Below are 26,013 nucleotides of genomic sequence, written 5' to 3'. Positions count from 1 at the left end.
TTAGACCATGTGACTTTGCGCATTTCTTTTGTCTGGATCCCTTCATGCTATGTCGTTTTTCGTATTTACTGCAACATCGCTGCGCGCAAATTCTGCCGTTACTGGCGGTCTTTATTAGTCTGATTGATCTTGCGGGTATGTCGGTAGCGATGGCTTCTGCACCACTACCTCCCGCCACCGCATCCTCACTGAAAACCTTACGGGTTTTATTGACCAATCCAGAAGCGGCACTTGATCCCGCGGCTGCCTCGGATCTACAGTCCGTCAGTATCAATGAAAATATTTTCGACACGATGCTGGAGTACGACTATCTGGCCAGACCGCTCAGACTCAGACCGAACACACTTGCTGCGATGCCTGATATCAGTGACGACGGAAAAAGTTACCTGCTACGTCTGCAGCCAGGGATTTTTTTTGCGGATGATCCGGCGTTCAAGGGACAAAAGCGTGAACTGATTGCTCAGGACTACGCATACAGCATCAAACGCCTGTATGACCCGGCGATCAAATCGCCATGGCTGTTTTTGTTTGAGCACAAACTGTTGGGTGACGACAAACTTCTGCGCGGCAAAAATACGCCAGTCAAGTTCAATATCGATACTGAGATCGAAGGTTTGCAGGTGCTTGACCGTTACACGCTGAGGATAAGACTCGTCGCACCAGATCATCAGTTGTTGTTTCAGCTAGCGACTCCGGCAACCGCCGCTGTGGCGCGTGAAGTCGTCGATACCTATGGCAATCAGGTCGGCAATCATCCCGTGGGTACAGGGCCATTCAGAATGGGAGTATGGCAGCGCAGCTATCGTATTGAATTACTGGCGAATCCCACGTACCGCAAAGTCATTTTCTCCTCAACATCAACAGCACCAGAAGACGTTCAGATAGCAGCGGCTTTACGAGGTCAGCGTTTACCGCGTGTCGATCGTATCGAAATCAAAATTGTCGAGGAGCACCAGTCGCGGGTACTCGGTTTTCTCAACAAAGAATTTGATTATCTCGAGCAGGTGCCACCACCATTGTCCGACATGGTGCTGAACCAGCTACAACAAAAAACTGAGCTAAAGCCTGAACTGAAACCTGAACTGAGCCAGCGCGGCATTCAATTATCTTTATTCACACCGCTGCAAACTTATTACATGTGGATGAATATGGATGATCCGGTGATCGGCGGTTATACACAGGAAAAGATCGCCTTGCGTCGTGCGATTGCGTTGAGTTACAACAGCAAGGAAGATATTGCTGTATCAGAAAAAGGCCTGGCCTTGCCTGCGCAATCGCCGCTGCCACCCAATGTGCTCGGCTACGACGCGCAGTATCACAGTCCGGTCAGGCATGACATCCGGCTCGCCAATGTCTTGCTCGATAAATTCTCTTATCAGCGCGGTGCCGATGGTTACCGGCGTCTGCCGGACGGTCAGCCGCTGTTACTCACCATGCATAATCTGACATCCACGACGGGCCGTTTACGCGATGAAAACTGGCGCAGAAATCTAGAATCAATCGGAATCAGGATTAACTTCGTCAGCGACAAACATACCGAAATCATCAAGGCAGCACGACTCGGCAAAGTGCAGATGACCGAAGCCAACTGGATCGCCGATTTTCCTGATGGATCGAATTTCTATCAATTGTTGTACGGTCCCAATCGTGGACGGGCAAATTATGCCCGCTTTAATCTGCCTGCTTTTAATCAACTATATGAACGTTCATTATCGATGCCAGAATCGCCGGAGAAACAAAAAATTTATCGCGACATGGCGCAACTGGTGCACGGTTATGCACCTTGGGTGATACGGATTCACCCACTGTCCGCCGACATCTGGCAACCCTGGTTAAAAAACTATAAGCGGCATCCGGTAAGCTTCACGAATTGGCGTTATCTCGATGTGGAAGCACATTAACTCAGTGTATTGATATATGTGATCGCCATACAAATGCTGAGGAAAGAAAATAGTTGTTGAATGAATTTCAGAAGATCGGTACCAATCAACGCTCATGTTGATGCGTCTTGCGGCGAGTCATGGTGAACGAGCCTGGTGGGATGCCCATAGACTGTGCGACATCAGGTGTGAGATTGTCTGTTGATGCAAAAAACGGATACCATCCAGCCTCACCGCTGAGACGAAAAACTTAATAGAAAATTTTTTAATGAAGATCACATCCATCGCTCATACCTGACCGGTATCATCACACTATGAATATAGCTATTTATTCGCGTAATTTATCTAGACAGATTTGCCTGCTGGCGTGCATCGCTATCCTGTCCGCATGCATGAGTACGCCAACTGCCAGCAGAGTCAATCGCATTCAAATTATCGCATTCCCAGATGCGAATCAAATGACCGCAACGGCAGTCGATATTGTCTTCGTCTACGATAAAAATGTTGAGGCTATGATGCCGAAATCCAGCACGCAGTGGTTCGACACCAAGGCAGCGCTGACGGCCGGATTGGCGACAGCAATCCAGGTTGTCTCACTAAAAATCCCGCCTGCGACCGATGTGAATGTGACGATGCCAGCGAATCACTCCAAAGCGGTTGCGGTCCTCTGCTTCAGTAATTATCTGAATAGCGAAGGGCAAGTTGTTGGAAATATCACGTCTTTTCGTGATGTGACGATTTTACTAAGCTCGGGTAATGTTGTTTATCAGGATCGGTAGATTGTGATTGCTGGATTTTAGAAAATTAAATGAGAATTTCTAAAATACCTTTAGTCGGTATTTCATAGAAATGCTCACTCCTGTCTTTTCTCTATGTATTCATGTCCCCGTGCCTCTATGCCTAGTTGGTGAGAGACCTTGGTTTTGTGTCAGTCCAATAAATAAGATTCTTCAATGTGAAGGTTTTTAGTAGATTCCGAATGATAATGCGCAGCATTGATGCGGTTCCTGGCGTGAAACGCCTTTGAAAGTCGCATGGATATTGCGGATTCTATTTTCAAAACTCTCTTTTTAATTTCCTTAACCCGGATAAATTGGGGGCAGGTGCGTTTTATCGCGGGGTATAAACCGTCCGCTCCCCCTCAACACCAAACCGATTAATAAGACTCACCACGAGCTGATCAGCGTTGCCTGATTGTCCTTCCTGCTCAAGCGAGATCGTGGTCTGCGTGATCGCTTGCACTGAAAATACCCATACCGTACCAAAGCGTCGCCAGATGGCTATCTGATGCGCGTTGTCCGCCGTAGTTATTGTTACCTGAATTTGTTGATCGTTGAGCGTGCTTAAATGCGGAGCCGATGGCGGAGTACTGCTTACCCATGTCATTGCCGGTATTAAGGCGGAGCTGGCATAAGACTTTTCACGTAACTGGTCGCGGATGCCGCCGCGATTTTTGAGCAAAGCCGTGATGCTGAAATGCAGGTGTCCGGGTTCATTACCATCCCCTACATTCAGTCTGATTGCATTGATCTGCTGAAGAATTTCTTCTGCTTGCCACGGCTTATCGCCGTTATCCACACGATTGGTGTAGAGGCCCGGCCAGATGTGGCGGTGCTGCGGGTTTTGCTGACGCCAGTAGCTGAGCAGGCTAGTGAACGATTGCTGGCTCTGTTGAATTGGCCAGTAGAGTTGCGGTGCCAGATAGTCGAGCCAGCCGCGCTCCAGCCATAGCTCAACGTCGGCATAGAGTTTGTCGTATTGGCTGAAGCCACTGATGCCTTGCGGCAGTTTGTCGCGCTTGCCTATGCCAAATGGGCTGATGCCAAAGCGTAGCCAAGGTTTCTCCTGGTGGATATGATGGTGTATCTGTTCGACCAGTTGGTTGACGTTTTCACGGCGCCAGTCGGCTTTGGCGAGTTTGCCGCCAGTGCCGGTATTGTTTGTATTGTTGAGATAACTGCGCCAGGAATGTTGATCAGGAAAATCGATTTCTTTTTTTTCCGCATTCTTGACTGGATAAGGATAAAAATAATCGTCGATATGTACGCCATCAATATCGTAGCGATGGACGACGTCCTGAATCACCGCTAGCGTGTGTTGCATCGCTGCTGGTTCCCCGGGATCCATCCACAGCATGTCGCCATAATTTTTGATCAGCTCGGGATGTGTACGTGAAATGTGGCTGCTGGCAAGACGGGATTTATTGGCGTTGCTCTTTGCCCGATAGGGGTTGAACCAGGCATGCAGCTCGAGTCCGCGTTGATGTGCCTGCGTTATCCAAAATTGCAGAGGATCGTAAAATGGTACCGGTGCCTTGCCCTGTTCGCCTGTGAGGTAATCAGACCAGGGTTCTAACTCCGATGGATAGATAGCGTCGGCACTTGGACGGACTTGCAGCACAATCACATTGAGCTGCATCGCCTTGGCGCTGTTAAGGATATGAATAATTTCTGCTTGCTGCTGAGGGACGCTGAGAGTTTTTTGACTGGGCCAGTCTACATTGCCTATCGTGGCGATCCAGGCAGCACGGAATTCTCTTGGTGCCTGCGGCGCAGATGGTTGGGAGGCAAGATTTTTTGTATCCTGTTTTGACGGTATTGGGTTTGTTGGCGAGGCTGTCTTTGGTAGTCCGATAGATAGCGCTGGCTTGGCTTCGCTGGGTACGGCAGTCGGTGTTGGCTGAGTTGCCTGGTTGCTACAGGCGCCTAGCATACTCAGGCACACCGTCGTCAGGATTCGTACTGCTTTTTTGCTCAAGAGAATACTACCTTGTTGCGAATGTGAGGTCATGCCAGAACTGCCGTGATGAAACAAAGCTAGGATGCTACTGCATTCTCCGTCAATCAACCAGCGCTGTCTGTGAGGGTTGATCCGGCTTTAAGGTGTTGTCGTCGGCGCGATATTGGGTTGATTGGTTTGTCCTGTAGCGACCCAGTAGATCAGTTCGTCGAGTGCGGGTCTGGCCTTGCCTGCATCGCTGTGATTCACCATGGCGACGACGATCCAGGTTTTATTTTGTAAATCGCGTACATAGCCGGCGATTGCGGTCGCATCTTTTAGGGTGCCGGTTTTGATTCTTGCCCGGCCTTCCAGCGGGGTATCCTTGAGCCGCTTGCGCATGGTTCCGTCTATCGCGACGATTGGCAGACTGGTGGCAAATTCTGCATACCAGTTACTGCTCACACCAATTTTTAATAACTGTGCCATTTGCAGCGCGCTGATACGCTCAGTGCGTGATAATCCAGATCCATTATCCAGAATCAGATTGTCGGGATTGATACCGCGTTTGGACAGCCATGAGCGGATGCGAGCCTCGGCTGCCTGTGCACTGGTCAGATAATTTTTTGCATCAGAAAATTCTGCACCGAGGCTGAGATAGACACTGCGTGCCATCGAATTATCTGAGCGCTTGTTGATAGGCTTAATGATATCGGCTAGCGTATCAGACTGTCTCTCGAACAGGACGTTGGCGCTGGGTGGTGTTTTACCTTCTTTGACGTTATCGTTCCAGACACCATCCATCTCTTGCCAAAGCTGACGTATGAGATGTTCTATATAAAGATTGCGGTCAAGGATGTTCAGCGACATTGATAACTTGCAGCGCTGCGGCACATGCCCGCTAAGAGTGATTGTGGTCTGATGTTTGTTATTGGTTTCGATCACTGGGGGATGCGATTTGCTATCCCATTCGCTGCATGATCTGTCGTCAAAATTGAGCTCGTTTTTGATCTGTACTTTGGCCATTGGCGGTGTGGTCTGTACTTTGATACTGCCGCCGTTGGTATCAATGTCAAAAGTCAGGATGTTGCTATTGACCATCAGCGCATCAGGAATCACGTTGTAGTAAGTACTTGGTGTGTCATCAAACGGCAAGGTGCCGAGGTCAGGTCGGACCGGCGAAAAATAGCTACGGTCAAGCACGATATCGCCATTGATTTTACGGATGCCTTGATTACGTAGTCCTCGTAACATCAGACTGATTTTGTCCCAGCTAACGTCTGGTGCCCCGCCACCGCGCAGATAGAGGTCACCATTCAAGGTCTCTTTTTTTAGTGTGGCGTCACTTAAGAACTGCGTCTTCCAGCGGAAGGTCGGCCCCAGCTCTTCCAGTGCAATGAGTGTAGTGAGCAACTTCATCGTGGAGGCGGGATTCATGGGCGTTGTCGCGCCAATCGCAAGTGTCGGCGTGCTGCTCTCGGCCGGTAGTACCATCACGCTGATTGCGCTGCTGGGAATACCTGCCTTCGTCAATGCAACTTCTACCGAGAGCGGTAAACTAGTCTGACTAAGTGCGGCTGATGCCGACAAGCTCAATACACTCATCAAACACGTCGAGATCAGTGACTTACTTTTTCCTTGCAAACCTGATGCCGATAAAACCGATGCGAACATGCTGTGACTCCGTGATGTACAAACACGGACATTGTAGTGCAAACATGCGGCGCAGATTGTTGTCTCGTCTGCTTATCTGGCAGAGACGGTGAGCTGTTTCATGTTCAAAAAAAAGCCAGATCATCAGACCTGGCGTAATGGAGAGTTCGTTTAACGTATGCTCACCAAAGCGCCATTGACGCCTTGGTGATCATTATCGGATTAACTGATCGTGATCTTGACGCTCTTGGAGTTGGTTTTACCATTCGCATCGATAATTTTCAATACGGCTTCGTAGGTGCCTGCTTTGGTGTAAGTATGTCTGGTCGTTGCGTTGACGACGTTGGGTGTGCTGGTGACTGCGGCGGAACCGTCACCAAAACTCCAGGTGTAAGACCAGATTTTTAAAGTTGCTGTTTCTGTCTTGCTCGCATCAAAGCTGACCGTGAATGGCCCCTTGCCCTCTGTTGCGGAGGTAGCCAGGACGATAGACGCCGGCGCTGCAATCGCAATCGGTACTGTACCAGTGATACTGTATTGACCGAGGCTACCGTAGTTGCTGTAGCCGGTTTGCAGCGGAGAACCTTTACCAGCACCGGTTACGCTCAGATAGTAAGTGCCGGACGTTGTAAGTGTGGCGGTGAGTGTCGTTGCCAGCGTGGCAGCGTCGTTTGAGGTGGCGAGAACTTTGCCCGTCGCATCGAGCAATTGCAGCGAGATATCGAGATTGCCACCGAGAGCGGCTGTTGCAGCTTTCAATGTAATCGTACCGGCACCTGCATTAAAGCTGAACATATCTACATCGCCGGGAACTTCAATAATGCCGCTGGCGCTGACATTATTAAAGCCGTTCGCTACGGTGCTGCTCATTGCATCGGCGGATGCAATTGTGCCGCCATGATCATCGACACGGGGACTCAGGCCTTGCTTGAGCATGATGGCGTAGGCATCTTGCTTATTGTTGGCGCCAGTAAATTCACCCTTGGCCCATTGGGTCAGATTCTTGTAATAACCGACACCCATGATCGGAGCCCAGCCTGTTTCGCCATCGCCCTGACCTGCATAGTATTCGGTCGAGGTGCTACCTTGATGCAGCAAGCCCAGAGTGTGACCAAGCTCGTGTGAGATGCATTCGGCGATGGGTTTTTCGCTGTTCGCCAGGTTATTCGGGAAACAAAAAGCTGGTGAGGCATTCGGATTATAGGTACTGAAAGCATTGATATACGCATAGCCGCCTGCGGTATTGGTTTGCGGCGTAATCAGAATCATCACACCGATTTTTCCGGTGACGACACCTGGTGCTTCTGTTGTGATATCGACGTCGAAAGGGGCATAGTCCTCTGCAACACGCAGCCAGACTTTTTGTATTAGGAGACGTTCAGCATCACTGAATGTCGCCGGCGCTTTATCCAGATCAAAAGCAGGATTTTTGCCAAAACCGGTAAAGTTCAGATACAAGAGACGGGTCGAATTTGTTTTGGTATGCAGTTTAAATGTTTGATCCAGAGGGAAGGGCGAGGTGCTTGCTGTCGTGGTTGTGGTAGTCGATGTCGTGGTCGCGTTCATCACGTCACCGGCAGCAGTAACGCCGCTATCGATGTGTAATAAGCGGCCTTTTTTATCGATATGGACAGTGCTATCGGATAACAATAATTGTTTAAGACCATCTGAACTCATGCCATACCACTGCGCGACCGCATCGAGATTACTGGCCAGTAAAGTGATTGCACGCTGTCCGGAGGAGAGTTCGTCGAGGTTGATACGCGCGAATGGCGAATTCTCGGTTGTCCCTTCAGCGCTGGAGGGCACGAAGTCATTCGGCATGTCAATCTGTGCGGTCACTGCATTGTTTGCTAATGCAGTGTTCATAGCAGAGTTGATCGCCGGAGCTTTTTCAGCAAGTTGCGCTGTTGCTGGTGTCGTTGCCGCAGCAGTATTTGCCTGCGCCAATTGCAGAGGATTGCTACCCCATGCTGTTGCCGGAGTCGCGGCTGTTGCCATATGTGTTGGATGTTGCGAACTAGTTACGCTGGCTAGCGGAGTCTTGTCGTTGATACCCAGGCTGACACTGGCATAGGCGCCGAGTCCTCCGAGACCGACAATGACAGCAAGCGCTAAAATTTTGCGCGAAACAGAAATGCCATTTGTGGAGTTTTTCATTTTGATCCCTTTGTTAAGTGTTTAAACAAAGGGCATACGCTGACAATAAAGTGATGCCATGGATGACTGTTGCATCGATGAACGGAACACTTTGTTGGCGACCCCGCTACCATGATCTGTGACAGACCTTAGGCCGGAAGTTTTGCGTCCTTACTTTTCAATAAGTTTGCCCTAGACTTCACTTTAGCGGTTTGGTGACTTGTGTCAATCCGATTTCACGATTTGTTTCAATTTTTTGTGAACTAAGTGACTGATATATAAGAGAAAAAGCCAATTTGATAAGTAAAAAGATGAATTTAATAACGGATGGTGAGAACTGTGCTAACTTCAACCATATTATTGCCTGCAGAAGGCCCTTTGTCTGAATAGACGGTCTTTGCTGACGTTATCATATTCCTTGTAAAGTCCCTTGCCAGATTTCTGACGGATGTTCATCGGGTCTCTATCAGGCTTGTTCGTGATCCTTAGTGTGCTTAGCGTTTCTAATAAGCACGTCTTGCAACAGACACCACACCCCTATTTCGCTATAATTTCGCCTCACCTCTACCGAATCATTTTTATGACACTTCTCGCGCATCAATTGGAACTCCTCGCTCCGGCCAAAACTATTGAGATTGGACGTGAGGCGATCTTGCATGGTGCAGATGCGGTATACATTGGCGGTCCGTCTTTTGGTGCCCGCCATAATGCGAGTAATGAGATTGGTGAGATCGCGCAGCTGGTGGAGTACGCCCATCGTTTTCATGCGCGGATTTTTGTGACGATGAATACGATTTTGCATGACTCAGAACTAGAGCCTGCGCGCAAATTAATCCATCAGCTGTATGACATTGGTGTGGATGCACTGATCGTACAGGACATGGCGATGCTGGAACTGGATTTACCGCCGATTCAATTACATGCGAGCACGCAATGTGATATCCGCAGTGTTGCCAAGGCAAAATTTCTTGGCGATTCGGGCTTCTCTCAATTGGTATTGGCGCGTGAGTTGACGATAGAACAAATTAAAGCCATCAAGGCAGAAGTCGATACGCCGCTTGAGTATTTTGTTCATGGCGCCTTGTGTGTTGCTTACTCTGGACAGTGCTATATCTCCCATGCGCACAATGGACGTAGCGCAAACCGCGGCGATTGCTCTCAGGCTTGCCGCTTGCCTTATACCTTAACGGACGGTGAGGGCAGAGTTGTCGCGTACGACAAACATTTGCTGTCGATGAAAGACAATGATCAGAGCAGTAACCTCGAAGCCTTGATTGATGCGGGTATTCGCTCCCTCAAAATCGAAGGCCGTTATAAAGACATGGGCTATGTCAAAAATATCACGGCGCATTACCGTTTGTTATTAGACGAAATAATGTCGCGTCGCACTGAATTTTCACGCGCTTCCAGCGGACATAGCCAGATCGCTTTTACGCCGAATGTCGATAAAACATTTCATCGCGGTCACACAGATTATTTTGCCAACGGCAGGCTCGATAATATCGGTGCTTTTGATTCACCCAAATATGTTGGCCTGCATTTAGGTTATGTCACCCAGATGGGGCCGACCTGGTTCGATCTGGATGCGAGCGATCCGCTGGCGAATGGTGATGGACTGAATTACATGCATAAGCGTGAAGTCGCTGGCATACAAGCAAACACCGTTGAAAAAATTGGTACTATCTGGCGTGTTCATCCTAATGAAGCGATATCTGATCTAACTGGTTTAAAAGTAGGTGTGGCGATTAATCGTAATCGTGACCATCACTGGGAATCTGCACTAACTAAAAAATCCGCCGACCGCAAACTTGGTCTGTGGATGACGTTAAAAGATCATGAGCGCGGCCTCAGTCTGGAGTTATTCGATGCTGATGGGGTAAGTAGCACCGCGCATGTTGAACTCGTACTCGAGTCAGCACAGCAAGCCGATAAAGCAGAAGCCGCGCTGCGTGATAACCTCGGCAAACTTGGCAACACCATGTTTTATGCAGAAGCAATTGAGCTGCAATTGCGTGAACCCTGGTTTGTACCAAGCTCTGTCATTAATGCCTTGCGTCGTGATGCCGTAACTCAGCACGAAATTGCTCGTCTGGCGAGCTGGCAGCGACCATTGCGTAAAGCTGCGGCAGAGCCGCCAGCGCAATATCCCGAAGCCTCGCTGTCTTATCTGGCCAATGTCTACAACCACAAGGCCAGGACATTTTACGAAAAGCATGGTGTTAAACTCATTGAAGCCGCTTACGAATTACATGAGGAGGCTGGCGAAGTTTCTCTAATGATCACCAAGCACTGTCTGCGCTTCTCGTTTAATCTTTGTCCTAAACAAGCCAAAGGTGTACAGGGAGTGCAAGGTCAGGTCAAAGCAGAACCAATGACACTCATGAACGGCAATGAAAAACTGACGCTCAGGTTCGACTGCAAACCATGCGAAATGCATGTAGTCGGCAAGATGAAGAAAAATATCTTGCAATCAGCACCTCCGTCGAGCGTACCTTATAGTCCCTTGGTATTTCATAAGAGCAGACCAGCAACCCAGCCTGGGTAATTGTCTGGGTTCGGTATAGCTTTTTAGCGGTTTCACTCAGGATAAACATCGCACTATAATAAAGGCATGCCACAGCGAGGATGCCATGATGCCCATTACGCCTGAGCAGTTGCAAGAACTCATACTTGAAGTCGAGCGGGAAGATCCTATCGACTTTGCCGACCTCCCCATAGAAGAGTGTGTACTGCGCGCACTGGTCGCTGATCATTTATGCGACATGGCGCAGAGTCTGGAGAGTTTTAGCGAGCAAGACCGTCACCTGACTTTGCTCGCAGTCTCTGCCAAATTGGTACTGGAAAATCTGGTGCTCCACATCCAGTTATTACGCCAGCATGATGTGCCGCTCAGTAGTAGCGCAGATGCCCTATTACAGCGATTGCGCAATCAGAAGTGATCATCATTGCTGGTCACTTTTAATGACCGCCACCGATATTAGTATGGACACTGGCATTTACCGCAGATGTCTGGTCTGCGGTAAATACATCACAGCTTAGCCCGCAGCCCGAAGATCCGTCCGGGTACCCAGCTGAGCAACTATCTCAATGCCTTGATCAATGCTTCGAACTGAGTTCGCAAGGACTTATCATGGGGAATAATTGCAGGAATAGGGCGATCAATCTTGAGTAATTGATACACCGCCATTTGTGCTGCTCGTACCGAATATTCAACCGTGAAGACGACATCATCCGGAATCTCAACAAACTGACTGATAAAGGCAAGATTCTTTGACTCCTTCGGCACGGGCAGTGGCCGGTCAGCATGTTGTCTTGGCATGAACATACTCGTGATGTACGGCATATAGCAGGGGATGCAGTTTGCATTGTTGACTATCTCCAGATCAAATCTCAGATGACCGCACAGCTCGCGCAGGATTTCTTCGCCATTGCAATCCGCCATTGGTTTTGCCACAAAATCACCAATACGATCTGGAAATAATGCATAGCCCCAAAATACCTGAACGCCCTCAGGCTGGTTCGCAAAATGCGGTTGATGCGCCAGTACAATCGACATCAGCCAGTTCGAGTCTTTGAACGTGACCAGGCCGCCTGTGCCTGGCTCATTGCCGCTAAATTGCTGCATCTTGTTGAAGAATGCAGGATCTTTTAGTGTGACAGTAAAGGACTCCCAGCTTGATTCTGCAATGCTGCTATTGAAGGCTGCGGGATTGCCAAACTCGGGGCGTCCTTCGGCTAATTTTTCCCATAATTTCCAACCACCGCTGTCTACCTTACTGAGTTTTTTTGGTGCAGCATCCATAGACCCTATGCTAGAGGCATCGGTCATTGAACCATTTTGGAAAAATACCAGATCATCCTCATCCACCGTCACGACCTTATCGATCGCATGCTGCTGGTAGTGGATAGCAGTCACAACAAACTGTTCGTTCACTATTTGATGATCAAGATCGTAGACTTTACTATCCATGCAGAACTGCACGCCCTGATCAATCAGCCATGCGTGGAGCGGACGGACAAACGAATCGTATTGGTTATAGATCGTGCGCTTGACGCCACCGAGAGTTTCAATACGAGAAAACTCCAGCATAAAACGATGCAGATACCGTTTAAACTCTACCGCGCTATGCCAGGGCTGAAATGCAAATGTCGTTGCCCACATATACCAGAACTCGGTCTCAAAAAATGTCGGTGACAAATGATCAGTGATGCAACTCGCTCCTAAACTCGCCTCATCTGCATTACTCAGCTTGAGCAATTCCAAGCGATCCTGCATAGAAAATCCCATCGAGCTTACCGGCACCTTCGCGCGACGGCGATCAACCAGTCGCGCCATCGAATTTGCTTTATGTTTCTCATTAAATGCCAGCGTCTCGTCAAATACCGATTGTTCTTTTCTATTCAAAGAAGGAATCGATTTAAACAGATCCCAAGTGCATTCGTAGTTGTCGGTCGTCAGCATGCGTCCACCGCGCAGCGAATAACCGCGCTCTGCATTACCAGCACCGTCCAGGCTACCGCCCATCAGAGGTGATGCTTCAAATATGACGATGTCTTCGCCAGCAATCTTGCCATCACGAATCATGAACGCAGCTGCCGCCATAGAACCAATACCACCACCTAATAAATAGGCCTTTTTATTTTTCTTCGTCATAGTCATAGTCACTCTTCAGTCAATGTGTGCTTGAACATCTCACTCCAAAATGGTGTGGGCATGTTGATAGAAAGAAGCATCACATTGTTTTGAGCTATGCAGGATGATCTGTATCAATGATTTGGTTTGGATGGGTAACAGATTGGCGCAATTTGGGTTGGCGCGTGTTACTTTATTGAGGTATGTCGGATGCAAACGTGTTGAGAATGACCTGTAGCTCTATGATGGTTAGGCGTCTCTGTGCCAAGCTCGATGAACTTCATTGGTTGCACACTCGAAGATATAGATGTGCTCAAACTGGCACGACGAATCAAGAGTTTTGAGGTAGTCATCAAGGTTCGGCAGCCACACGTCTTTGGGGTACATCGGATTGCCCGCGATGTACGCAAGCAGGTTTAGCTCACCCGCAGGCGTGTATGACTTAGTCATCTTTGGCAGGACGGTATCAACAGTCGGGTCTCCTACCCAGGTAACCGAGCTAGCATCAAATAGCGGTCCCCTGAATCGGCCGCGGTTAATCTGAGCATCGTTCAGAACGTCCTCGAACTCACGTTCCTCGGTAAATATCGGGCCAGTAGTGTTAGGCTGAAGTTCTAGCAAACTTGTAAAGATTCTGGGCAATGCGTTCTTGCGCCGGCGCATTGTCAGACTTGACTTGAAGCCCAGGAAGATATCGGCATTGAAGAATTCTCGTTCGAAGGCAGCCCGGTCTTCGGCCGGCAGAGAGTGAAGATACTTATTGCAGGCGTTCTTAGTGTCAAGGTGGCGGCCGATCGAAGTAGAGTAATCACGATCCAAAATTTCAACGAGCTCGAATGCAAGACTTGGTCCTGCTGCGGACCAGTATAGGATATCTGGCTCATCGGGCTTTCGGCTCTCGAATGAGCCATCAGGCAGCAGACCTATTGCGTTGGCAAACAGCCCGAATACTGCCCACTCTCGTTCTTCCTTGTTATCCATAGAAGCGTGGACGCCTTATGTTTGAAATCAGGAGGGGGCGCCAGCTTACTGGCGATTCCCTCCCTTGGATTGAGTTGTTAGGCGCAACGCACGCCGTGATTGTTTGCATTGCTTTTCACGCTAACAATTGTACGCAAAACGGCTAAACCTAAATGCAGAGAAACTGTGCCGTTTTTTGATGTATTGCCATTTTTCTAGTCAGTTACTTTGTTCTGCGGATTTTTCGACAGGCCATTTAGAGAACGCAAAGACCCACAGAAGGATAATGTTAACGATGGGGATGATTGACAAAATGGAGAGCACACCGGGGTAACCAGCTTTGCTTATGATCCGCCAAAGTGGAACTAAGTACAGCCCAATAATTAAAAGAACGATGATTCAATGAAATATACTGAACGAACCCATTGCAAACTTCCTTTTTATCTGAAAACTTCGTTGTCATTTTATGTCAATAGATGAGATCGCTAACTTTTGTTTGGACTGCGCCTAAAGTTAAAGTTGAGCCTTTTGACTGATGGGATGGACTCCCGCGCTTTTTTGCACCACATTAGCCGCACTGGTTCACATTGAGTATGGGGATCAGCCTTGTAGGGCGGGTGCAACCCGCGCCGTAAGAATTTTCAAGATGTCACGATAGTGATTTAATGCTTGAAAGAATATTTGAACAATAAGTCGTTAGGGTGACTTACAGCGCGGGTTGCACCCGCCCTACATAGCTGTTGGCGTATCCAGATCTTCAAAGTCATTCCGAACAGGCATGCCAAGGCTATCCGAGTAATGCCTAACAGACCGTGTCTGAGCTAGCCGTTCACACATTTTTGGTGATCCCGTGATGGGCGAAGGTGCTCGTTACATACTAGTTTAACGCTACAATGCCGAACGGGAAATAGTGTTGCTAAAACCCAAGAGCAACCTTGTATCGGCGGAGATCATGCATGTCACAACAATACCGGAGCCACTATGGATGGAAGTGCTTTTTTTCTTGATGTAATAAAGGCTCTTATCGGCAGCTTTGTTGGCGCTTGGCTTGCTTTTTTTGCGAATTGGTTGGTTCGTCAATATCAGCGAGAGGAAGACCGAGTAGCTGCCGGAAATCTTGCAATTGTAACTCTTGGAAGAATGATTAACGCATTCTTAATATACAAGCAACAAGTGGTGCAAACACGCGTGGAAACAATTAATGCGTCTCCCAACCTTCCGATCTGGATGCAAATGCGTCCAATTTTTCACGAATTTGACGAGACGCTGAGTATCGATTTTGAATCTCTGACGTTTCTATTTCATCCGCAAACCCACGACGCGATGAACCACTTACTAATTGCACAGGGCAAGTATAGAAATCTTGTAGGGCTGCACAAAGCCCATTTCAAAGATATGCTTGAACTGCAGGAAAAAATTTCAGAAATGAGTGGTGCCAATCAACAGCAGGATATAAATATTGATCTCGCTATGAAAAGAGTCCCTGCTTATCTGCAAGGTAGGATTGAATCAACCAACATTGGACTAGTCGCAGCTTTAGAAAATGATGAAAAACCGATGATAGAAGCGTTGCGGGAGTTGGAAAGGTCCATTGGATCGATACTTGGCCGCAGTCGGCTTGTGAGAATTTCGATTCCTGAAAAATTATTAACGTCTGAAAAATCAGCCGTGCTCTTCAAAGGCTGAGGACATCAAAAGACATTGAATTGGTTCTTTAAGCCCCAATAGTCGAGCAGTGTTTTGAAGTCCTATGACGTTCAAAGCCATAGTCAAAGAAACTTTAATTGGAGCGTACCGTGCTAAAACGACTGTCTCATATCATCTGGGGACTCGGCTTTTTCCTCTTTGCCGCAACGGTCTATGAGGGGTGGCAGGAGTTTACGACCGCGAGGCGATGCGGCTCGCTTTTGGAGTCGAAAGCAAATCGTGAGTCCGCGCTGAATCTGCCCGAACTAAAAGAATGCTCGCCTCAGGGTAGCTCCTCAGACTGTCTTGATGCGCTTTTGAAGCAGCGGGCTGAGGGAAAGCCGGAAATACAGCCACAAAGTATTCCGCCGTGGGTGGTTTACGCTGAGCAAAAATGTGTGGATACCACTGGCAATGACGACCGCCCCTGGGTTCTTCCACTCGTTGGCTGCGTACTGGCATGCGCCATCGCTTATGTGTTAGGTGGGCTATTTTGGCGGACCAAAGCCAAATAATCGTAACAAGCGTACTCGGAATAGTCCCATGACACTTTTAAACTTACGCCTCGTGTGCAAAGTTACGCGCAAACCAGTGCAAAATTTTGCGCTCGGTTACAATTAACGGGAAATTGATTTTGAACAGCGCAGTAGATTTGAATAGCGCAAAAAATAAGGCCCTCACGAGGAGGGCCTTATAAATTCTGGCGGAGAAAGGGGGATTCGAACCCCCGGTAGGCTATGAACCTACGCACGCTTTCCAGGCGTGTGACTTAAACCACTCATCCATCTCTCCAGTTTCGCAGTGTTGCTCATTTGCGAAGCTCGCAATTATAGCAGATAAAGATTTCAGGGCAAATATTTTATTCCCGCAGCCGATTTTTCCTTGGTTTTTGGCCTGCTCTGGTGCCATTGACTACTCGTATTAATTTGACTGTTGCCAGTGCCTGCGTCGCGACTCATTTTCTGGTGGGTTGCTAGCGCTTGCAAACGTTATAATGCCGCTCCATGAACCTACTCAAAACGCTCGCCACGATTAGTGGCATGACGATGTTGTCACGTATTACGGGGCTAGTCCGTGATGTGCTGATCAATAATTATTTTGGTGCGACGGCGCTGACGGATGCGTATAACGCGGCTTTCCGGATTCCGAATTTTTTTCGCCGCTTGTTTGCTGAGGGTGCTTTTTCTCAGGCTTTCGTTCCTATTCTCGCCGAATATAAAAATCAAAAAGGCGATGTCGTTACCAAGGAGTTGATCGATCATGTAGCCACGGTGCTGGCGTGGACGCTGCTGGCTACTTGCATATTGGGTGTGGTCGGTGCGCCGGTGTTGGTGTATTTGTTCTCGTCTGGTTTTGCCCAAAATCCGGATAAGTTCGAGGCGACCGTGGTGATGACGCGGATTATGTTTCCGTACATTGGTTTTATGTCGTTGGTGGCTTTATCCAGTGGAATTTTGAATACCTGGCGTGAATTTAAAATTCCTGCTTTTACGCCGGTTTTATTGAATCTGTCTTTTATTGCGGCGTCGATTTTTTTAGCACCGTATCTTGCGCAACCTGTCTATGCATTAGCGATTGCGGTATTTGTGGGTGGTGTGTTGCAGGTGGTGATTCAAGTTCCTGCTTTGATGAAGCTGGGCGTATTGCCGCGCTTCCGGATGAATCCGTTTTTTGCGTTGCGCGATCCTGGTGTGAAGCGGGCCTTGCGTCAGATGGGGCCGGCTGTTCTGGCGGTGTCTGCGACGCAAATCAGTATCTTGATTAATTCAACCTGGGCGTCTTATTTGCCGGACGGTAGTATTTCGTGGCTGGCGTCTGCCGATCGTTTGATGGAATTTCCTAGTGCTTTGCTGGGTGTGGCTTTGGGGACGATTTTGTTGCCAAGTTTATCCAAGGCGAATTTTGAGTCGGATACGAAAGAATATTCCTCGCTGCTTGACTGGGGTTTGCGTCTGACCTGTCTGTTGGCGATGCCTGCGGCGGTCGCGCTGGGGACGTTGCCCGATGCGCTGACGGCGACGTTATTTCATAACGGTAAATTCGGTGCAGATGCGGTGCATATGACGTCGCAGGCGGTCAGTGCGTATGGTGTTGGCCTGATGGGATTGATTCTGGTCAAAATTCTCGCTCCAGGTTTTTATGCCAAACAGGATATACGCACGCCGGTGAAGATCGCGATTGGCGTATTGGTCTGCACGCAGTTAATGAATCTGCTGTTTTTGGGTGGTTTAAAAATGGGGCATGTCGGCTTGGCTTTATCTGTTGGCCTGGGCGCTTGTATCAATGCGGCGTTTTTATACGCAGGACTGAGAAAGCGTGGCATCTATACACCAGAATCTGGCTGGATGAAGTTTTTGCTTAAATTGCTGGTTGCCTTGCTTTTGATGGGTGGTGTTGCGTTTTTCTTGTCCGCTCAAGTGGACTGGATAGGATTGAAGCCGCATAAGCTCACAAGGATTGCGATATTGGGCGGTGTGATTGTGGCTTGTATGCTGACGTATTTTTCTGCCTTGTTTGCGATGGGATTCCGCTTAAAGGATTTTCGTAAAGCGGTTAAGTAATTCGTATTAGGGTAGTTCCGGAAAGGCAAACCGCATACTGGATGCGCCTTCCAGACCAATAATGGCTGGAAAGCCGCATTGGTGTTGCGCGATCGGGTTGTGGAGTTAAGGTGTGGGATCAGCTGTGATGTGAGATGAGTCAGAATCGCAAATCGGTAGTGTCAGTAATCTTCTGCGTTGAGCAGATTTTTTAAAAAAAACGGGGCAATCATGTGCCCCGTTTTTTATTTGCCTGCGATACTGTCACCGCAATTTAGCCTGCGATTTTTTCCCATTTATCCAGTGCTTCGATAAGTAACTCATCCAGCTCTGCATAGCGTGCGTTCAGCTTATTGGCTTCATCTGCACCGTTTTTGTAGAGATTCACATCGTTGAGTTTTTCAGTGATCGCTTTTTGTTCCGCTTCCATCGTTGCGATCAGATTCGGCAATTCATCTAACTCGCGTTGCTCTTTATAACTGAGCTTCTTTTGTTTCGCGGCGGGTGCTGGCGCATTTGTTTTTGCATCTGTTTTTGACTCTGATTTTGTGTCTGGCTTCGTGCTTGTTTTGACTAGTGGCGTAGAGTTGCGATAGCGTTCCCAATCTGAATAACCACCGATAAATTCGCCCCATTGACCATCGCCCTCGGAGACGATTACTTGCGTAACGACGTTGTCGAGGAAGGTGCGGTCATGGCTGACCAAGAACACGGTGCCGTCGTAGTCTTCTAATAATTCTTCCAGCAATTCCAGCGTATCGATGTCCAGATCATTGGTCGGTTCATCGAGTACCAGTACGTTCGCTGGCTTGGCAAACAAGCGCGCCAGTAACAGTCGGTTGCGTTCGCCGCCGGATAAAGATTTTACCGGTGAGCGTGCGCGTTCCGGTGCGAACAGGAAGTCGCCGAGGTAGGACATGACGTGCTTGCGCTGTCCATTGATCTCGACGAAATCGCTACCTGGTGCGATGGTATCGGCCAAACTCATTTCGTCATTTAATTGCGCGCGCATCTGATCGAAGTAGGCTATCTGTAATTTGCTACCTTGTTTGATCAGGCCGCTGTCCGGCTCATCTTGCCCCAGAATCAGCTTCAGCAGCGTGGTTTTGCCAGCGCCGTTCTGACCAATCAGACCGATCTTGTCGCCGCGCATAATGATGCTGGAGAAGTCGCGTACGATGACTTTTTCGCCAAAGGATTTGCAGACGTTTTCCAATTCCGCCACGATCTTGCCGGAGCGCTCTCCTGTCGTCACATCGAGCTTGACCTGACCCTGCTGATCACGACGCGCACTGCGTTGCAGGCGCAAATTTTCTAAACGTTTGACGCGGCCTTCATCACGAACGCGGCGGGCTTTGACGCCTTTACGTATCCAGATTTCTTCCTGAGCGAGGAACTTATCAAACTTGGCGTTTTCGACTTCTTCGTTTTCGAGTTGTTCTTCTTTACGCGTTTGATATGTGGTGAAATTGCCCGGGTAGGACGTGATTTTGCCGCGATCTAATTCAATGATGCGGGTCGCCACGTTATCGAGGAAGCTACGATCATGGGTGATGAATAGTACGCTGCCCTTAAAATCGCGCAGCAAACCTTCCAGCCATTTGATCGACGAAAAATCCAGATGGTTGGTCGGTTCATCGAGCAGCAGTACATCCGGTGCGCTCACCAGCGCGCATGCCAGGGCAACACGCTTCTTCATCCCACCTGACAGGGTGCTCATGATGGCGTCTTTGCTGAGATTGAGTTTGTCCAGCGTGGTCTCAACTTTGTTGGTCAGGCTCCATGCATCCGCCGCATCGAGTTTGATCTGGATATCATGCATACGCTCCATCAGCGCGTCGTCGTTATCGCCACCAAACTGTCCGGTCAGCGCTTCGTACTCAGCGAGCAAGGCTGCCATCTCACCCATACCGGAGGCGACCGCATCAAACACGCTGATATCTGGCGAGAATTGCGGCTCTTGCTCAACATAGGCGATCTTGATACCTTGCTGCATTACCAGCAGACCGTCGTCCAGCTTCGATGTGCCGGCAATGATTTTGAGTAGAGACGATTTGCCTGTGCCATTACGACCGATCAGGCCAACGCGCTCGGCGGACTCAATAGAAAATTCTGCGTGATCGAGCAGGGCGACGTGACCGAATGCCAATTGGGCATTGCTGAGTGAAATGACTGCCATAAATACCTGGTAAACGAGGGTGTGATTTAACTAAAGCCGGGAGTGTCGGTGATTGAGTGAGAAGGTCAATGTTGTCTGAAAAATGCCGCCTGAAGCAACCGAAATCCGCTGAAATTGGATGAATAAAGGCACTATTGTACTTGAGCCCGAGCCTTCTATCGCAAAAGCCGTCAATTGCTTGTTATGCCACGCTCAGGTAAGATGCTGCTCTCTTCAAAGAGCATGGCGGTATCTAGTGCTCGAATAGAGTCTCTCCGTAGCACAATGGATAGTGCACATGCCTCCTAAGCGTGGGATACAAGTTCGATTCTTGTCGGAGGGACCATCAAATCCGTGCGAAAAATCACGAACGTAGAAAAATTAGCAGTATCCATGGTTAGTTCTACTGTTATATTGAATTTTCATACCTAATTTACTAATGGCGAATCTGTTAACGAGGTTCTTTGGATAGATTTAAAAACATTATGTTAAAAAAGTGAGAAAGGTATATCAAAAGACTTTTCAAAAATTCTTTCGCTGATGAAGGATTCAATCATTTCTTTTCTTGGCGCTATGTTCGTGGTGTAAAAATCAGGAGAACAGTACCAAGACTCTACTGAGAGTAGTAATATTTCGTTAATTCGCCTTAGCCAGAGGTCTTTTTTTTCATTTTCCACTTCTGCTTTTGACCAAGATATTCGATCCCCCTCCGATTCTGCATAACCATAAATTACATATGTTGAATTAGATCCGGGAATTATATGAAATAGAACAGATGGAGGTATATAAATTGGTATATCACCAACGGTTCGGTTCGTACGCTCTCTCCAGCCTGCACAATTAGCTACACCTTTAATGTCAGAGAAGATCGTAGAGCAACAAATTGGTAGGAAATCGATTTCCTTTATAGCAAATATAAATTTTGTCTGCCAAGTAGATGGGGTGCTAGAAAAACCAAGTTGATATCCTAGTGACTCACAATAATAACTTGACTCCTCAAAACAAAGATCCCAATATTCTTTGTTACGTTCTAATGCACTTATTCCATAATCTCGAATAATTTCTTTGTCATTTAGAAATTTAATTGATGCTTCTTTGAATACCCGTTGTTTTGAGAGCTCGCCGAGTGACGCTCGGTATGAAAGTAAGAGCTGATGCCTTAGATTAAATGGATTAAGACTATTCGGATTTTCCATCTCTTTAAAAAGCTCAAGATCATGCGTCTTGCAAAGTAGAGGAAAGGTAATTTGCTTGCCGTATCCTTTTTTCACAAAGTGAACTTGGTTTGTAAACGTGTCCATTTCTTGTGTAACAATTTTTCCATGTACGTCGCTAATTAAATCCATGATTCCATTTTTTTGTAATAGATGGGATCCAATTGCTTTGTGTTCACAGCCTGGGAACAAGCAATTTTTTGGTTGAGATTCAATTTTTCGAATATGTTTTTTGCGCAAATGAAGAGCTCTAGGGTCTGGTTTTTTATTATCTAGTTTGATCATCTCAATTTCCATGAAAGAGTAAAAACCAAAAATAAATATTAGATCGAATATGTGATAAAACAAAATCGTATTTAAATTTATTTGCCTATCTATAAATGAAGAAGCATAAATTAACTGCGTTGCTAGCAGTCTTTTATTTTATGTTATGAAAAATAAGGAGCGCACTATGTTTGGTATCGTCAGTTACCCCACCTTTGTACTCACGGTTTTATTATTCCTCGCGATACCCGGTCCTGGGCTGCTGGGGATCGTTGCTGCGACAGGGAAAAATGGCCAGCGCGCAGGTTTTGCCAGCACGCTCGGTGTCGTAGTGGGTGACTGGGTGCATATGATGCTGGCGGGGATAGGTGTTGCGGCGCTGCTGCAGGCAAATCCTCTGGTGTTCAAAGCGATTCAGTATCTGGGGGCTGCTTATCTGATCTACATCGGCGTGACTTTATTGCGGATAAAAGTAGCGGAACCGTCTGCATTACCGGGACAAGGATCAGCGGGACAAAGTGTGGACGCGGGAACCAGGTATTTCCGGCGCTTGTTTTTGATTACGCTGATGAATCCCAAAGCGATCGTGTTTTATATGGCGTTTTTCCCTTTGTTTATTAATCCTGCCGAACATCATGGCGCCTGGACTTTATTGGCCATGGGCGTGACAGTGAGTTGCCTGACGATTTTGTTTTGCTTTGCCGTCGTGCTGCTGGTGAATGTCATCACGACACGTCTGAAACAACATGCGTGGATAGGAAAGATCGCACACAAGCTTGCTGGCGTGACGCTGATAGGCTTTGGTATTAAATTGTCGACGAATTAAAAGGCAGAAATGCTTGTGAGTCAGTCTGGGTTGATATGTGACAAATCCAGATGGGAATTAAATCGCTTGCAAGGCAGAAGGTTTAGAATACGTAGCTAGAACGCAGCTAGAACACAGCTAGAACGCAGCTAGAACGCAGCTAGAACGCAGCTAGAACGCAGCTAGAAAGTAGCTAGAAAGTAGCTAGAAAGTAGCTAGAACGCATCGACGAACGACACCAGTTCTGGCATTTTTATATTAATTAAAAGAGAAAGAGACAAATGGCGAAAGCATCATTTCAATGGGACGATCCTTTATTGCTGTCATCGCAGTTGAGCGATGAGGAGCGCATGGTACAGGAAGCGGCGCGGGTGTATTGTGAAGAGAAGCTGGCACCGCGGGTACTGGATGCTTTTCGCCATGAAAAAATGGACGCTTCTATTTTTCCTGAGATGGGTGCATTGGGTTTGCTGGGGCCGACTATTCCGGTGGAGTATGGCGGTGCTGGTCTGAATTATGTTTCTTACGGCTTGATTGCGCGTGAAGTCGAGCGTGTTGATTCCGGTTACCGTTCCATGATGAGCGTTCAGAGTTCTCTGGTGATGGTGCCAATCAACGAGTTTGGTAATGAGGAACAGAAACAAAAATATCTGCCTAAGTTGGCGACTGGAGAGTGGATAGGTTGCTTCGGTCTGACTGAACCGAATCACGGATCTGATCCGGGCAGTATGGAGACGCGGGCGAAGACGGTACCGGGTGGTTATTCGCTGAGCGGCGCAAAAATGTGGATTACCAATAGCCCGATCGCTGATGTATTTGTGGTCTGGGCGAAAACGGATGATGGTCGTATCCGCGGCTTTATTCTGGAAAAAGGCTGGAAGGGTTTATCGGCACCGGCGATTCATGGCAAGGTCGGATTGCGCGCCTCTATCACTGGTGAAATCGTGATGGATGAAGTCTTTGTTCCCGAAGAAAACATGCTGCCGAAAGTCGAGGGGTTAAAAGGGCCATTCACCTGCCTCAATTCAGCGCGCTATGGCATCGCCTGGGGTGCACTGGGAGCGGCAGAATTTTGCTGGCATACAGCACGTCAGTACACGATGGATCGCATGCAGTTTGGTCGTCCGTTGGCAGCAAATCAGCTAATCCAGAAAAAACTCGCTGATATGCAAACAGAAATTACGATGGCTTTGCAAGGTTGTTTGCGTCTGGGGCGGATGAAGGATGAAGGTACGGCCTCCGTCGAAATTACCTCGATCATGAAGCGTAATTCTTGTGGCAAGTCTCTGGATATCGCCCGCATGGCGCGTGATATGTTGGGTGGCAACGGCATCTCGGATGAATACGGTGTCGCGCGTCATCTGGTGAATCTGGAGGTGGTGAATACTTACGAAGGCACACATGATATTCATGCATTGATACTGGGTCGGGCACAGACGGGGATTGCCGCGTTCTGAATCCGGTGAGGAGTTCATGCGATTAAAAAGGGGGCGCACATTGTGCGTCCTTTTTTGTGGGTTTTTAAAACAGAGGGTTTAATGTCCGCTTAAGGTTTCGATACGGTTGCGTCCGCGCGATTTGGCCATATACAGCGCCTGATCTGCAAGCGAGAGCAAAACTTGTGGCGAGGTCTCCTTACTTGGATGTAGCGCGGCGATCCCCATACTGACCGTGACATTAGGACCGTTCTCGGAAGCCGGATGTGGAATCGCTTCGTCAGCCAGGCGCGCTTTGATTCTCTCGGCAAATGCCATTGCATGTGGCAGGTCTGCATCCACCACCAGCACCACAAATTCTTCACCGCCATAACGCGCAATAAAATCACCGCTGCGTTGCGCCGTCTCTTTCAGCAAGGCACCGAATCGTCGCAGACATTCGTCGCCGCTCGCATGACCCGAAATATCGTTGATCAGTTTGAAAAAATCGATATCGATCATGATCGCCGCAAGCGAGTGTTTGCTGCGAGTGGCGCGCAGCCATTCGCTTTCCAGTGTTTCGTCGAGCGTGCGGCGATTGAACAGACGCGTCAGGGCATCGGTGCGCGACAGCCAATGCAGTTCGTTATTGGCGTGGATTAGTTGTTCGTTCAGGCGTTCAGCGCGGTCTTGTTGCAGGCGCAGTTGTATTTCCAGTTCAGAACTGACATCGAGCAGTTTATCTGCCATGCGATTGACAGAGTACGACAGCATGCCGAGTTCATCACGGGACGGATGTTGCATGCGACGTTTCAGATCGCCGCTGGCAATCATCACGGCGACTTCGGCCATGTGTAGTATTGGGAGAGTAAAGTGACTCGATAGCCAGACAGCGATTGCTGCTGTTACGATAAAAATCGTCAGCATCAATCCCAGCCAGAGATTACGCTGATCACGCAGTGGTTTATACGCATCCTCCTGATCGATCTTGACGATGATGGTCCAGTTCGGTTGCGCCAGATTATGGGTATAGGCTAGCACAGGAACGCCGCGATAATCTTTGCCGCTGAGCAGATGACGTTCTTCTGATGTGCTGGAACGCGGCTCGTGGATGCGGGTCAGTTTGGCGACCGGCACATCCTCCAGCATGGCAAAACGCAGCGGTGTAATCGGGCGAGGCTCGCCGTTGGCATCCGTTTCGGTGATGATGAGTTCTTCTGAAATCCAGCCAGCGCTACCGCCCGAGATGACACGTAGCGGTTCCATGCTGGTCAGTATGACCAAAATGCCGATAACACGTCGTCCATCCATTAAAGGGCCGCCCGCCCTGATCAGTCGCCGTCCGTCTGCACCGACGACACTGGCAGTGATCAATGGATTGGTGAGTAAGGTGTCACGCGTCGTGACATCGAGCTCTTGCGACTCCTGGCTGATTGCCGAGACGGAGGTAATCAGCTTGCCGTCTATGCCGTACACCAGAACATTGTCGATAAATGACGCGCTGCGTTTAGCATCATTGAGCAGTTGATTGGTTTGCTCCAGGGCGTCGCTGCCGCGATGATCGATATAGCTGCTGACGGATTTGCTGAGCTGCGTTCGATTGCTCATGAGCTGCAATTCTGAGCGCAAGAAATTATTAAACTCATCAATGCGCTGCGCGTGCAGACGTGCGACGGATGCGAGGTGAGATTCGATGGCGATTTCCATCGAGCGCTGGCTGACAAAGAAAAAGGTTGCGACCGCAGCCAGCATGCACAGGATGGCGACACTCATGACCAATGCCATGAGTTTTTCGCGCAGACCAAACCAGCTGCGTGGAGGCAAGGGGGTCTGATGGGGAGGGATGTCGTCGTTATTGACCGGATCGATATCGGCAATGGTCGATAGATTACCAGTCACCATTCCATCATGTGGGGCAGGTTCTTGCTGTCTATCGCGCGTCGCCATG

Annotated in this window: 16 protein-coding genes, 2 tRNA genes and 1 riboswitch; of the genes, 9 read left to right on the top strand and 9 right to left on the bottom strand. The window is 48.5% G+C overall.

What is annotated here, in order from left to right; all coding sequences use genetic code 11:
- Window positions 1-44 precede the first annotated feature (44 nt).
- Both ACO0K3_RS05140 and ACO0K3_RS05135 read left to right on the top strand, forming a co-directional pair.
- The gene (locus ACO0K3_RS05140) at window positions 45-1,901 is read left to right on the top strand and encodes an ABC transporter substrate-binding protein (RefSeq protein ID WP_422982531.1); all 1,857 of its coding nucleotides are present in this window, start codon (window positions 45-47) and stop codon (window positions 1,899-1,901) included.
- A 293-nt stretch (window positions 1,902-2,194) separates the two neighbouring features.
- Window positions 2,195-2,659, top strand: a complete 465-nt coding sequence (locus tag ACO0K3_RS05135; protein WP_422982529.1) for a hypothetical protein — start codon at window positions 2,195-2,197, stop codon at window positions 2,657-2,659.
- Between the two features lie 331 nt (window positions 2,660-2,990).
- Here ACO0K3_RS05135 and ACO0K3_RS05130 read toward each other — a convergent pair whose 3' ends face one another.
- From ACO0K3_RS05130 to ACO0K3_RS05120, 3 genes are all read right to left on the bottom strand, one after another.
- Window positions 2,991-4,670: a glycoside hydrolase family 10 protein gene (locus tag ACO0K3_RS05130; protein WP_422982527.1), complete on the bottom strand. Its 1,680-nt coding sequence runs from the start codon at window positions 4,668-4,670 to the stop codon at window positions 2,991-2,993.
- Window positions 4,671-4,757: 87 nt separating this feature from the next.
- Window positions 4,758-6,272 carry a D-alanyl-D-alanine carboxypeptidase/D-alanyl-D-alanine endopeptidase gene (gene dacB / locus ACO0K3_RS05125; protein ID WP_422982525.1) on the bottom strand — a complete coding sequence of 505 codons (1,515 nt, stop codon included), beginning with the start codon at window positions 6,270-6,272 and terminating at the stop codon, window positions 4,758-4,760.
- A 201-nt stretch (window positions 6,273-6,473) separates the two neighbouring features.
- Window positions 6,474-8,411, bottom strand: coding sequence for a PKD domain-containing protein (locus tag ACO0K3_RS05120; protein ID WP_422982523.1), 1,938 nt, complete (start codon window positions 8,409-8,411; stop codon window positions 6,474-6,476).
- Window positions 8,412-8,504: 93 nt separating this feature from the next.
- Window positions 8,505-8,592, bottom strand: a riboswitch (cyclic di-GMP riboswitch).
- Window positions 8,593-8,970: 378 nt separating this feature from the next.
- Here ACO0K3_RS05120 and ACO0K3_RS05115 point away from each other — a divergent pair.
- Complete coding sequence (locus ACO0K3_RS05115; protein WP_422982521.1) at window positions 8,971-10,935, top strand: peptidase U32 family protein; 1,965 nt, start codon at window positions 8,971-8,973, stop codon at window positions 10,933-10,935.
- A gap of 88 nt (window positions 10,936-11,023) precedes the next feature.
- A complete protein-coding gene (locus ACO0K3_RS05110) occupies window positions 11,024-11,329 on the top strand; it encodes a hypothetical protein (RefSeq protein WP_422983166.1) in 306 nt (101 codons plus the stop codon).
- Window positions 11,330-11,469: 140 nt separating this feature from the next.
- On the opposite strand, the gene ACO0K3_RS05105 is transcribed toward ACO0K3_RS05110, so the two are convergent.
- Window positions 11,470-13,044: an oleate hydratase gene (locus ACO0K3_RS05105; RefSeq protein ID WP_422983164.1), complete on the bottom strand. Its 1,575-nt coding sequence runs from the start codon at window positions 13,042-13,044 to the stop codon at window positions 11,470-11,472.
- Between the two features lie 228 nt (window positions 13,045-13,272).
- Entirely contained in the window at window positions 13,273-14,004 is a 732-nt protein-coding gene (locus ACO0K3_RS05100) for a hypothetical protein (RefSeq protein ID WP_422982519.1), read from the bottom strand.
- A gap of 960 nt (window positions 14,005-14,964) precedes the next feature.
- Between ACO0K3_RS05100 and ACO0K3_RS05095 the strand changes: the two genes are divergently transcribed.
- Window positions 14,965-15,669: a hypothetical protein gene (locus tag ACO0K3_RS05095; protein WP_422982517.1), complete on the top strand. Its 705-nt coding sequence runs from the start codon at window positions 14,965-14,967 to the stop codon at window positions 15,667-15,669.
- A 701-nt stretch (window positions 15,670-16,370) separates the two neighbouring features.
- Here the strand turns inward: ACO0K3_RS05095 and ACO0K3_RS05090 are convergent.
- A tRNA-Ser gene (locus ACO0K3_RS05090) sits at window positions 16,371-16,461 on the bottom strand.
- A gap of 212 nt (window positions 16,462-16,673) precedes the next feature.
- On the opposite strand from ACO0K3_RS05090, the gene murJ reads away from it, so the two are divergent.
- Window positions 16,674-18,230 carry a murein biosynthesis integral membrane protein MurJ gene (gene murJ, locus ACO0K3_RS05085; protein ID WP_422982515.1) on the top strand — a complete coding sequence of 519 codons (1,557 nt, stop codon included), beginning with the start codon at window positions 16,674-16,676 and terminating at the stop codon, window positions 18,228-18,230.
- A 253-nt stretch (window positions 18,231-18,483) separates the two neighbouring features.
- Here the strand turns inward: murJ and ACO0K3_RS05080 are convergent, their stop codons facing one another.
- The gene (locus tag ACO0K3_RS05080) at window positions 18,484-20,388 is read right to left on the bottom strand and encodes an ATP-binding cassette domain-containing protein (protein ID WP_422982513.1); all 1,905 of its coding nucleotides are present in this window, start codon (window positions 20,386-20,388) and stop codon (window positions 18,484-18,486) included.
- 250 nt (window positions 20,389-20,638) lie between these two features.
- Here ACO0K3_RS05080 and ACO0K3_RS05075 point away from each other — a divergent pair.
- Window positions 20,639-20,713, top strand: a tRNA-Arg gene (locus ACO0K3_RS05075).
- A 142-nt stretch (window positions 20,714-20,855) separates the two neighbouring features.
- Here the strand turns inward: ACO0K3_RS05075 and ACO0K3_RS05070 are convergent.
- Window positions 20,856-21,866 (bottom strand): hypothetical protein, encoded by a 1,011-nt coding sequence (locus ACO0K3_RS05070; protein ID WP_422982511.1) that lies wholly within the window; start codon window positions 21,864-21,866, stop codon window positions 20,856-20,858.
- A 166-nt stretch (window positions 21,867-22,032) separates the two neighbouring features.
- Between ACO0K3_RS05070 and ACO0K3_RS05065 the strand changes: the two genes are divergently transcribed.
- Window positions 22,033-22,671: a LysE family transporter gene (locus ACO0K3_RS05065; protein ID WP_422982509.1), complete on the top strand. Its 639-nt coding sequence runs from the start codon at window positions 22,033-22,035 to the stop codon at window positions 22,669-22,671.
- 260 nt (window positions 22,672-22,931) lie between these two features.
- Window positions 22,932-24,107, top strand: coding sequence for an acyl-CoA dehydrogenase (locus tag ACO0K3_RS05060; protein WP_422959723.1), 1,176 nt, complete (start codon window positions 22,932-22,934; stop codon window positions 24,105-24,107).
- A 78-nt stretch (window positions 24,108-24,185) separates the two neighbouring features.
- Here ACO0K3_RS05060 and ACO0K3_RS05055 read toward each other — a convergent pair whose 3' ends face one another.
- Window positions 24,186-26,012 (bottom strand): diguanylate cyclase, encoded by a 1,827-nt coding sequence (locus ACO0K3_RS05055; protein WP_422982507.1) that lies wholly within the window; start codon window positions 26,010-26,012, stop codon window positions 24,186-24,188.
- Window position 26,013 lies beyond the last annotated feature (1 nt).

This window comes from Undibacterium sp. Rencai35W, from assembly GCF_049340185.1.
In the GTDB taxonomy this organism is placed as follows: domain Bacteria; phylum Pseudomonadota; class Gammaproteobacteria; order Burkholderiales; family Burkholderiaceae_D; genus Undibacterium.
Note: the sequence above shows the minus strand (reverse complement) of the source record. Positions and strands in the feature narration are given on the sequence as shown.